We start from the raw sequence: 10718 nt of genomic DNA on the forward strand, positions 1-10718 counted from the left end.
CATGACCCATCTGATCGATCCCGAAGTGCAAGACCTGCTGGCACGCCTGGCCGACCCCGACGCCGGCATGCGCCGCGTCGCCGTGCTGGACTTTGCCGACATCGAAGACGAAGCCCTGCTGCCCGCGCTGGCCCGGCTGCTGCGCGACGACCCCGAGCCCACGCTGCGCGCCGAGGCCGCGCGCGCACTGGCGGGCTGGGATGAGCCCACCGTCGTCGACGCCCTCGCCGCCGCCTTGAGCGACACGGCCGAGGTCTCGGCCGCCGCCGCCCAGTCCCTCACCGAGCTGAAGGACCCGCGCTCCGGCGAGCGCCTGCTGGCCCACGCCGCCTCGCCCGATGCCTTCATCAGCGCTTCGGCCCTGCGTGCGTTGCGCGAGCTGCGCGTGCCAGCCGCCGCCACGCCCGCGCTGGCGGCGCTGCAGCATGCCGACGCCACCGTGCGCCGCGAGGCCGTCGCCGTGCTGGGCTGGCTCAAGCATGGCGCCGCCCTGCCGCTGCTGACGCGCGTCGTCATCGCCGATGCCGACACGGAGGTGCGCCGCGCCGCCGCCGGTGCGCTGGGCCTGGCCGCGCCGGAGCAGGTCGCCAACGTGCAGGCCGCGTTGTGCGAGGCCTTGCAAGACCCCGCCTGGACCATTCGCGAGGAAGCCGCCTCCACCCTCGGCAAGCTGCGCGCCACGGCCGCCGCCACCGCACTGCGCGCCGCCATGGACGACGACTACTGGCAGGTGCGCCTGCGCGCCGCCCGGGCCCTCGGCCGCATTGCCGACGTGCAGGCCGTGCCCGTGCTCAGCCACGCCCTCATCCACCCCGCCGGCAACCTGCGCAAGGAAGCAGCCATCGCCCTGGGCGACATCGGCGACACGAGCGCCGTGGCGGTGCTGCAGGCCGCCGCAGCCGACCCCGACCCCGAAGTGCGCAAGGCCGTGCGGCTGTCGCTGCAGCGGCTGGGCGCGCCGGCCGGTGTGGACCGATGAGCGCCGCGCCGGGCCGCCCCAAGCAAGCTCGCTCCCGCCTGGCGGGCAAGGCCGCAGGCCGAAAGGTGCACCAATGAGCGCAGTCCCCGAAGCCGTCGACCTGACGCCCACCGCCCTGCGCCTGCGCTGGCCGGACGGTGATTCGGAACTCTCCGCCGCCCGCCTGCGCGCCGCCTGCCGCTGCGGCGATTGCCGCGCCGGCCGCAGCCACAGCGATGGCGCCGATGTGCAGCTGGCCGACGCGCGGCCCGTGGGCCAGTACGCGCTGCAACTCGTCTTCAGCGACGGCCACGACCGGGGCATCTACCCCTGGGCCTGGCTGCAGGAGCTGGCCGCATAGCACCAGCTCCCCAGCGACTGCCTAGAGCTGCTTCTCGAAGAAGCGCACGACGCGCGCACGCGACTGGTAGGCCTGATCAGCGTCGGGCGTGAAGTGCACCGCCGGCGGCACGCCGGTGCTGAAGAAGCTGCCCTGGTTGGCGAAGGGGTCAGACACGACGATGGGCACCATCAGCCGGTCCCAGCCATGCGTGGCGCCCGGGTAGGCGTTCACTTTGACGATGCCGCCGTTGCCCGCGTTGGCCGACTGCGCCAGCGCCTCGCAGGGCTGGCTGCTGTTGTCGTAGTCGTCCTTGGTGCCGACCTGGATCAGCACGGGCGCGCCGGTCAGGTTGATCCACTGCACGCCGTATTGCGCCGGCGTGCTGCGCACCGCGGCGAGCAAGGCCGTGTTGTTCCAGGCGTAGCAGACGGGGTAGTTCGCCACATGGGCCTTGAAGGTGCGGCCGCCACCGAACTGGCCCGCGTACAGGCGCTCGGCCGTGCCCAGGCTCACCAGCCCGCCCCACGAGAAGCCCAGGACGCCGACACGCGTGCCGTCGATGCCCGGCTGCTGCGCCAGGAAGGCCAGCGCCGAGAACGCATCGGGGTAGGTCAGGACGGGTGCGTTGGGTCTCTGGGCGGCCGTGGCAACGCCGCGTGCCTGCCACATGTCGATCTGCAGGGTGGCGATACCGGCCGCGTTGAGTGCCGCTTCGTAGAAATCGCCGCGCGAGTCGACCCCGGACGAGCCGTGCAGGATCAACACGGCCGGCAGCTTGCGGTGGCCGTGGTGGCCACCCGGGCCGCCATGCCGCCCGGGATGCTGCGGCACGCTCAGCTTGCCCTGGATCGTCAACGGCGTGCCGGGCGCTGCCAGATTGGGCGACTGGAACTGGATGAAGGAAACGTCGGGTGCCGAGCCCGGGCCATGACCGTCATCGCCCGACGCCTGCGCCGGCACGGCGACCAACGCCGCCGCCGCGGTCAGTGCCGCAAGACCTGTCACCCTGAAGAATCGCCAAACCATATCCGCCTCCGTTGATGTGTATTCGCGCCGGAAGACCGCCGACCTGACGCCCGCGAAAACGTAACACCATGTCAGGCGGAGCGCCTTAAGGACTTGCCTGAAGCGCCCTTTGTCGCTTCCTCCGGCCTGGGAGGTCCTCTCCTCAACCCTCGGTGCTCACCACCACCTTGGCCTTCTCCGGCCACGCCCCACCCGCGCTGAAGGCGGCCCAGGCCCACGTCACCCACCTCAGCAGCGACGCCGCCAGCCACAGCGCCCAGCCCAGCATCAGCAGGCGATACAGCCACACCGGCGCGCTGACGACCCAGGCGCCGGCCGTGTGCTCGCTAAAGCGGTCGCTCACCCAGTTCAGCTCGTGGCTGCTCGACCCCGGCCCGGCAACCAGCAGGTTGGGGTAGCCGAGCAGGCCGGTGCGCAGCACGTCCAGCAGCGCTGCAATGGCGAAGCAGGTCCACAGCACCAGCCCCAATTGCACGGCGATGCGCAGCCAGCGCCGGCCGCCCTTGCCACCATGAGCAACCCAGCGGCGCCGCGCCTCCAGCGTGCCAAACCAGCCGGCCAGCACCGCCAGCGCCCACAGCGACACCGGCGCCACGCCCAAGGCGAGGATCAACCATGCGGGCCGGCCCATCACACCCGGCAGGCCGCGCGGCGCCAACCAGGCCAGCACGATCACGACCACCAGCACGCCCCAGATCAGCACGGCCGGGCCGATCAGCGGGCCACCGACGGCCAGCACGATGCGGTCTTCGGGCATGGTCAGCTGCAGCGCATCGTTGACGCCGGGCAGCCCCAGCGACAGGCCTTCGTGGCGCCACAGCATGCCCATGCCCTCGGGCTCCGTCCAGCGCAGGTCGACGGTCTGGGCACCCGGCGTCAGCGGCAGGCTCAAGGCGCCATCGCGCAGCTGCAGGGCCAGCTTCTGGCCGTTGATCTGCACGCTCTGCAGCTCGGCGCCGGCCGGCAGCTTCAGCGTGTGCGAGCCGCCCAGGCTGGCGCGCAGCTTCATCTCCAGGTGCACGGCGGTGCTTCGCTCGCCGGGTTCCAGCATCGTCTTCACGCTGTCCAGCGTCAGCGTCTGGCCAGCCACGCCGGCGGGCTTTCTGATGGCCAGCTTGAGCGTCTCGCCAGGCCAGGGCCGCCATTCGGGCAGCCATTGGCCCTGCTGCTGCAGCGCCGTGGCCGTCAGGCCGCTGGCGTCCACATGCCATTGCGGCGACGCGGCCACGGTCCAGCGCTCGACCTGGTTGGGCTCCTTGCTGGCGGTCAGCGTCAGCGCCTCGGCGGGCGGCAGCGTGCTGGCCACTTCCACGGCGTCGTCGCCGCCGAGTTGCAGGCCCGCCATGCCATCGGCGACCGTCACGCCTGCATCGCTGACGGCCTCGCCCGGCAGCAGCGCCCAGCGCACGCGAAGCGGCGCGCGGCTGGGGGCGATGCGTTCGATGCGCGTCACCACCTGCCAGCGCAGGCCCAGCTCCAGGCGGCGGTCCACGCGCACCAGCGGCGCCAGCGCGTCCCGCTGCGTGCCGGCATCCTCCGCCCGCGCGTTGCCGGTGGTGGCCTCGCGGCTCAACGAGATGGCGCCGGTGCTCTGGCCGCGCGGATCCAGCCCGGCCAGCGTCCAGCCCTTGAGATCAGTCTGCAGCGTGCGCGGTGGCAGCGGCAGCGCGATGTCCAGGCCGGTGGCGTGGCCCACGTCGGCCGCCAGCACCATCTGATGCACGCCGGCGTGCACTGCAGCCCACAGGCGCCCCTCGTCGTCGCGACGCGTGGCGGCGGGCTGGCCGTCCAGCGTGACGCTGCCTGGCTGCCAGCCCGTGCCCTGGCCGGGCAGCGGCACGGCGACGAGCGCCTGCGCATGGATCTCGGCGCGCAGCTGCACGGTGGAGCCACTGGCGCTGACGAGCAGGCGAGCCAGTGCGGCGCAGTTGGGCAGGCAGTCGGGCGGCGCGGCGAGCTTGTCGCGCATGGCCTGGAGCTGGTCATCGCTGGGCGCGGGGATCTGGGCTTCGCTCGGTTGTGGCGTCAGGGTCAGCGCCATGAGCAGGGTCGCAACGGCGCCAGCGGCAGCTCGAGGCAGGCGCGGTGGCTGCCAGCCGGCCACGGCGGCGAGTGCGGCCGCGAGCAAGGCCAGGCCGACGAGCTTGAGCAGGGCCGTGGCCCAGGGCGGCAGCAGCCACAGGTTCAGCGTTTCCTCGGGCGTCACGGGGCCGCTCCAGTGCAGGGGATAGGAGCGCCAGTTCCACGTTGGCAGGCCGGGGCCGGTCTGCACACGGGCGCCGGGGTCGACGCGGGCGAGCTCGCTGCTGGCATAGGGCGAACTCATCTTGTCCTGCGACGCTCCGGCCCGGCGCTCGGCCTTGGACAGCTGAGCATCGGGTGCCATGACCGCCATCACCGGCGCCGGTTCCGCCTCGATGACTCGCACGCCCTCGGGCGCCTGCTTGGTGACCAGCATGCCTTTGCGCTCCAGGCTCGGGTAGATCGCCTCGCGGATCTCCTGCACGGTGAACGGCAGCAGCACGAGCACCAGCAGGCCCGCCATCGCCACGCGGCTGCGCGCAAAGATGCGCTGGCCGCGCCCGGCTGGCATCACCCGCGCCAGCGCCGTCAGCGCCAGCAGCGCAAACCACAGCACGGCCGACGGGCTGCCCGGTGTGTGCCAAGTCAGGGCCAGCGCCACGCCCAGCAGCACGCCGACGCGCCAGCCCAGCAGCCGGAAGGCGGCCAGCGCCGCCAGCAGCACGAAGAAGAAGTCCCACAGCGTCCACATGGCTACCCAGGCGCCGCCGGCGTGGCTGGGGCCCTGCGCATGCAGCAGCCGCCAGCCGGGCGGCAGGTTCAGCGTCGCCGCCATGCCGTCGATGGTTGTGCCCCAGCCGCTGGCGGGTAGTGCGCCGTCGCGCGGCCAGCGGCTGTCGGCCTCAATGCGGGCCGTGCGCTCGCGCACCTCGAAGCCGGCAGGGCCGTCCTTCGCCAGCCGGGTGATGGGCTGGTCCGCGTCGCCGATGGACGCGCGGCCGAGCTGGCCGGGCGAGGCCATGGCCAGCCGCGCGCTGGCCGACAGCTCGCCCTTGAACTGGTCGTGTGCCGTCAGCCCGCGGCCGTCGAAATCCAGCCACAGCGTGCGTTTCAGATTCAGCGCGTCAGGCGCCGGCTTGGCATTGCCACGCTGCAGCTCCGTCAGCTTCAGCGTCTCACCGGGCTTCAAGCGAAAGGCCGGCAGCGCGCGCCAAGCCTCGGGCATCTCGACCTGGCGCGGGTCCACGCTGGTGACGCCCTCGGGGCGGATCAAGCGCAGCCCCGGTTGCGCCTGGACCACCCAGACCTCCTCAATCGCCGCGCCCTCAGGCAAGGTCAGCGCCTGCACCGGCGCATTCAGCCGCGCACGCAACTCGATGCGCCAGTTGCCGGGCCGCGCCTGCACGATGAGGCGGCCGTCCTCGGCCAGGCGCGCAGGCAGCGGGCTGTCCAGCTGCATCGCGCGCAGGCCGGGCAGCAGCGCGGCAGGTAGCTCCACGGCGCGCGAGCGGCCGGCCACGCGCAGCTCGAAGGCGGTCGTCACGGTCAGCGGCAGGTCGTCGTCGACGAGGCGCACGGTCTGCACCGTGACGCTGTCGCTCGCTTCCTCCGGGTTCACGACGGCACGCAGCCACAGCCGCCCTTCGCCGTCAGGCGCGCGCGCCTGCGTGGCGCCGTCGCTGGTCACGACGATGGCGCCAAGGCCATCCGGCACGGCCAGGTTCTGCGGCGTCTGGGGCCAGGTGATGCGGCCTTCGACCACATGCACGCCCGGCGCCAACCACACGGCCGGATGGCCGTCGGCCTCGGTGACGGGCAGCGCCTTGCCGCCGGCCTTCACATCCTGCGGCCAGGCGCCGGCCTCGCCGGGCAGTGCCACGCGGGCGGAAGCGCCGAAGACCTGAACATCCAGCTTGAAGCTGGCCTCGCGGGCGGATGCGCTGAGCTGCAGACGCCCGGGCCAGACGCAATGCGCCGCCTCGCCGTCGGCCTGCGCCGGGCAACCCAGCGGCGGCTGGCCTTGCTGGGCCCAGGGCAGCCAGTCGCGCAGCGCGGCGGGCAGCTCGGTGGGGGTCAGCGGTGCGGCCTGCGCGGCCAGGCCCGCGAGCAGCAACAGCAGCGTCGTCGTGAAGCGCTTCATCGTCTCTCTCCCTGAGCGTGGGCCTGCCGCCATCGGTGCGGCTTGGGCCAACAAGCGCCGGCGATTCCAACACAGCGCAGGGCGAACGCCGACGTGCGTTTTCCTGGAGGCGCGTCCTGCGCGGGCGGCGGTTCAGCCAGGCGCGCCTGCTGCCTCATAACATCGCCAGCCATAGGGCAAGCCCCAAAGGGAGAAGACATGGCGCTGCGGCGATGGTGGCAGGCTGCGTGGATGGCCGCGTGCCTCGCCTTGGCGTTGCCCGCGCAGGCCCAGGCAGAGGAGCGGGACATCGTGCTGGGCCGCGCCGACGCGGACGCCAGCGGTGGCTGGCCGGTGGCCTTGTGGGTCGTCGATGGCGACCGGTCCAGCTTCATCGTGAGCGCGCCGCGCGAAGCGCTGGGGGAACTGCCGGGCGCCAGTTGGACGCCGGTAGACGCGCAAGCGCTGATGAGCCTGGAGCACTTTGGCGCACCGCGGTTATTGGCACAGCCGGATTCGCGGTTCTGCCGGACGACGCTGGGCTGGGGACAAGGCGGCCCATCGCCGTGGCCACCCCATCCGCATGGCGGTGGCGGCGAACGGCTGGACCTTCGCCATGCCGCTTGTGCCGGTGGTGCCTGCGCACAGCGGCAGGCCTGGCGCATCGAGCTGCCGTCCGGCAGCAGCGAGACCCTGCCGCTCGCCCGGCTGCTGCCCGGCCTGGCGGCCCATGCCCCGGACTGGCTGGCACTGCATGTGGTGAGCCGGCACCACTGGCCTGGCCTGGCCGAGGTGCGCTACCTGGCGGTGCCGCCGCCGCTGGGCTCGGCCGGAGTCGACGGGCCGCCGGTGATGCCGTTGTCGGCTGCGGAGCACTTTCCAGCCATCCACACGGCGCTGCTGCTGCATGCGGCTCTTGCCCAGAAATCGGAAGCGAAGTCGACACTGCTGCGCGTCGACGCCATGGGCTCGATCCAGCGCGTGGCTTATGTGCGCAACTGGGCCGGCAGTGCCGAGGAGCGCGAGGCGCTGGGCGTGCAGTCGGCATCGCCGGGCTCCAGCCTGGTCGCCCGGCTGCTGCTGCGCCTGCATCCGACCGACCGGCCCGCCACGTTGAGCCTGATGGCTCGCGTCGACAACCCTGGCTCCAACTTCAGGACGCTGCGCGCGCTGATGCCCGAGCCCGCCACGGTGCAGGCTTGCCGGGACAGGCTGACTGCCTTGCGTTGTCAGCCGGCGTGCGAGGAGCGTGTGGCGGAGGTGAGCCTGGCCCGCGGCTGGTGGGTGGAGCCGGGCATCAAGCGCCTGGCGCTGAGGCAGCGGCTGGCGGCCTGCCTGCAGTCCTGCGACCTGCAGAAGCGCCGGGTCGAGGAGGACATGGCGGTCAACTTCAAGGGCGTGGACGAACGCCAGCGGCGCGCCTGGCAGTGGGTGGAGGCCATGACCGGCCGCACGGCGGCGCAGTGGCAGCGCCAGCTTTGAGCGGCCCCCCCCGGCCTGCAAGCGGGCCAAGCGCGACGTGCATCTTCACCTCGGCCAGCGCATGCCCACCGACGGACGCGCCGGCATAGTGCCTCGGCCGGAATCTTCCGACTGAACTGACGCCGATCTCTCATGCCTGGTCTTGGAACCTCACCCGTCACGCTGGCCGAAGCTACGCCGACAAGGCGCTGGCATGCGCCTTTGCTGGCACTGTTGTCGGCGCGGCCGGCGGGGTCGCTGCCAATGCAATGCCTGCTGGCATGGCCGCTGGCGCTGCTGCCAAGCGCGGTCTTCGTGGGATTGGCCCGTGGCTTGATGCACTTGCTGGGTATTGATCCGACGCCATTCGCGGCACCTGATCGCGAAGCGTCGATCAAGGAGTTCTTCGGCATGGTGGTCTTCGCGCCGCTCGTGGAAACGGTGTTGCTGGGCGGCCTGCTGTGGCTGCTGTCCCTCATGTCGAACAGACCCTTGTTCGTCGCTGTCGCGGCCAGCGTGCTGTGGGGCGCTCTGCACGGCGCGTTCGGCCTGCTCTGGTTCTTCGGCACGTTCTGGGGCTTCTACATCTTCAGCTGCAGCTACCTGGCCTGGCGGCCGCAAGCGTGGTGGAAGGCCTTTGCCGCTGCGGCGCTGCCGCATGCGCTGATCAACGCGACGGCCTTCGCGCTGCTCTCGCTGGGCTGACGTTCAACGGGGCTGCCAGCTCAGGCTGACGCTCCACCCGCGCGGCGCCGCCGGCTCGAAGAAGCGCCGGTTCGCCTCGTTGACGATGACGCTGGCCGCCGTGGCGCGGTTCAGCAGGTTGTCGGCGCGCAGCCGCCAGCGCCAGTCGGGCGCCAGCTGCCCGCCGATGTTGAAGCCCCACAGGCCACCGCCTGCGGCTGCAGCGGTGCCGGCGTCATCGGCCGGCAACCGCGCCCGGGCTTGCAGGCTCAGCGCGGCGTCCAGGCCCTCGCCCTGCCAGCGCAGCTCGGCGCTGCCGAACGCCGCGGGCACGCCGGGCAGGGGCTGGCCGGTCGTCAGCACGCGGGTGGCCAGCCGCGTGGCGGCCAGGTCCAGCTGCCAGGCGGGCGCCAGAGGCAGTTGCGCGGCCGCCTCCAGCCCGCTGCGGCGCGTCTGCGCGGCATTGGTGAACACGGTGCGGCCGCCGCTGCTGGCCAGCACGCTGATCTCGTCGCGCGTCTCGGCGTGGAAGGCGGTCAAGGCGAAACGGCGTTCGCCTTGGCGCAGCTCCCAGCCGAGCTCGACCTGCTTGCTGCGCTGTTGGCGCAGCTCGTTGTTGAATCCACTGCCCTGGCTGCGGTAGGCCAGCTCGGTCAGTGTGGGTGACTCGGCCGCGCGGCCCAGTGCCAGGCGCAAGACATGACCCGGCACCGGCCGCCATGCGACGCCGGCCACGGGCTGCACGCCGCTGAAGCGCCGCGCGCCGCTGTCGTCGCCGTTGGACAGGAAGCGGTCTTCGCTGTCAAAGCGCAACTGGCTCGCGCGCAGGCCGGCCAGCAGCTCCCATTCGGGCGTGGGCGTCCAGCGCCATTGGGCATAGGGCTCGCTGCTGCGGGCGCGGTTGGTCTCGTCGCGCTTGAGCGCACCGCTCTGGCCGGCCTGGTTCAGGTAGCCGCGCCGTGCGTCGCGCTGGGTCTCGACGGCCCAGCCCAGCGTCAATTCATGGTCGGGGGCCAACGCCCAGTTCAGGCGCGCATCCATGCCGCCAAAGCGGCGCCGCAGTTCGATGACGCCGCCGGGGTGGGTGGCGCCGTTCTGCACGGCCAGAGGGATGGACTGCCATTGGTCCACCGCGCGATGCCCCAGCCAGCCGGCGACCTGCATGCGGGTGTTCGCATCCAGGTCGCGTTGCCAGCGCAGGCCCAGCTGCTGCTGTTCGGCTGTCTTGCGGGTGTTGAAGGCCTCGGCCTGTGGCGCCGTCTGGCGCGGGTCGGCAGCAAACTGCTCGGCGGTCAGGCCCAGCGGGTCGTCCGCGGGCTGGCTCTGCACCTGCAGCACGGCCATGAACTGCTGTTCGGCCGTGCGCAGCTGCCAGCGCGCCTGCGCCAGGCGGCGCTCGCTGCTGCTGTGCGCACGCCAGCCGTCGCGCTGCGTGACCTGCGCAGCCAGGCTCAGGGCCTGGCCCTCGGCGGGCAGGCGGTCCAGGCTCACGCTGGCCTGCCGCAGGCCGAAGGCGCCGAGCGTCAGCCCGGCGTGGGTGCGGTCTGCCGTCGGCCAGCGGCTTTGCAGCGCGACGACGCCGCCGCTGGCACTGCCGTACAGCGCCGAGAACGGGCCGCGCAGCACTTCCAGCGAGGCGGCGTCGGCGATCAGCCAGTGGCCCAGCTGGCCCTGGCCGTCGGGCGTGCTGGCCGGGATGCCGTCGGCGATGAGGCGCAGGCCGCGCACGCCGAAGCTGGCGCGGGCACCGTAGCCGCGGCTGGAGAGCTGCAGATCCTGCGCGTCGTTGCCGCGGTTGGCGGCGTAGAGGCCAGGGAGGCGGGCGAGTGTTCGCGCCAGGGCCTGGGCGGGGTCCTGCGCCTCGGCGTCGCGGGTCAGCGTTTCAGCGTCGATGCGCTCGATGGCCAGCGTGGGGGCGGTGGCGCGGCCATGGAGGACGACGGTGTCGAGTTGGGTGGCCGCTGCGGTTGCGAGGGCGGCGCCGATAAGGAGGCTCATGCGGAGATATCCAGCAGCGAGTGAGACTGTTGCCGGGATTTCGCCCCGGCGGGCGAGTCACTTTCTGGTCCGCCAGAAAGTAACCAAAGAGCTCCCCCCGACCGCCC

At 72.4% G+C, this 10718-nt stretch carries 7 protein-coding genes; 4 read left to right on the forward strand and 3 right to left on the reverse strand.

The features are described from left to right. The first annotated feature begins 1 nt into the window (after nucleotide 1). Nucleotides 2-979 (forward strand): HEAT repeat domain-containing protein, encoded by a 978-nt coding sequence (locus tag AC0IZJ_RS27820; RefSeq protein WP_471855453.1) that lies wholly within the window; start codon nucleotides 2-4, stop codon nucleotides 977-979. A 73-nt stretch (nucleotides 980-1052) separates the two neighbouring features. Continuing rightward, nucleotides 1053-1319, forward strand: a complete 267-nt coding sequence (locus AC0IZJ_RS27825) for a DUF971 domain-containing protein (RefSeq protein WP_471855454.1) — start codon at nucleotides 1053-1055, stop codon at nucleotides 1317-1319. 21 nt (nucleotides 1320-1340) lie between these two features. Here the strand turns inward: AC0IZJ_RS27825 and AC0IZJ_RS27830 are convergent, their stop codons facing one another. Continuing rightward, nucleotides 1341-2327 carry a dienelactone hydrolase family protein gene (locus AC0IZJ_RS27830; protein WP_471855456.1) on the reverse strand — a complete coding sequence of 329 codons (987 nt, stop codon included), beginning with the start codon at nucleotides 2325-2327 and terminating at the stop codon, nucleotides 1341-1343. 142 nt (nucleotides 2328-2469) lie between these two features. Further along, the gene (locus AC0IZJ_RS27835; RefSeq protein WP_471855457.1) at nucleotides 2470-6489 is read right to left on the reverse strand and encodes a hypothetical protein; all 4020 of its coding nucleotides are present in this window, start codon (nucleotides 6487-6489) and stop codon (nucleotides 2470-2472) included. A gap of 198 nt (nucleotides 6490-6687) precedes the next feature. Here AC0IZJ_RS27835 and AC0IZJ_RS27840 point away from each other — a divergent pair, with 198 nt between their 5' ends. Continuing rightward, nucleotides 6688-7950: a hypothetical protein gene (locus AC0IZJ_RS27840; RefSeq protein WP_471855459.1), complete on the forward strand. Its 1263-nt coding sequence runs from the start codon at nucleotides 6688-6690 to the stop codon at nucleotides 7948-7950. A 243-nt stretch (nucleotides 7951-8193) separates the two neighbouring features. Further along, on the forward strand, nucleotides 8194-8634 hold the full coding sequence (locus AC0IZJ_RS27845) for a hypothetical protein (RefSeq protein WP_471855461.1): 441 nt from the start codon (nucleotides 8194-8196) through the stop codon (nucleotides 8632-8634). Nucleotides 8635-8637: 3 nt separating this feature from the next. On the opposite strand, the gene AC0IZJ_RS27850 is transcribed toward AC0IZJ_RS27845, so the two are convergent. After that, nucleotides 8638-10611 carry a TonB-dependent receptor family protein gene (locus tag AC0IZJ_RS27850; RefSeq protein WP_471855463.1) on the reverse strand — a complete coding sequence of 658 codons (1974 nt, stop codon included), beginning with the start codon at nucleotides 10609-10611 and terminating at the stop codon, nucleotides 8638-8640. Between the last annotated feature and the right edge of the window lie 107 nt (nucleotides 10612-10718).

This window comes from Roseateles sp. AC306 (genome assembly GCF_979253795.1).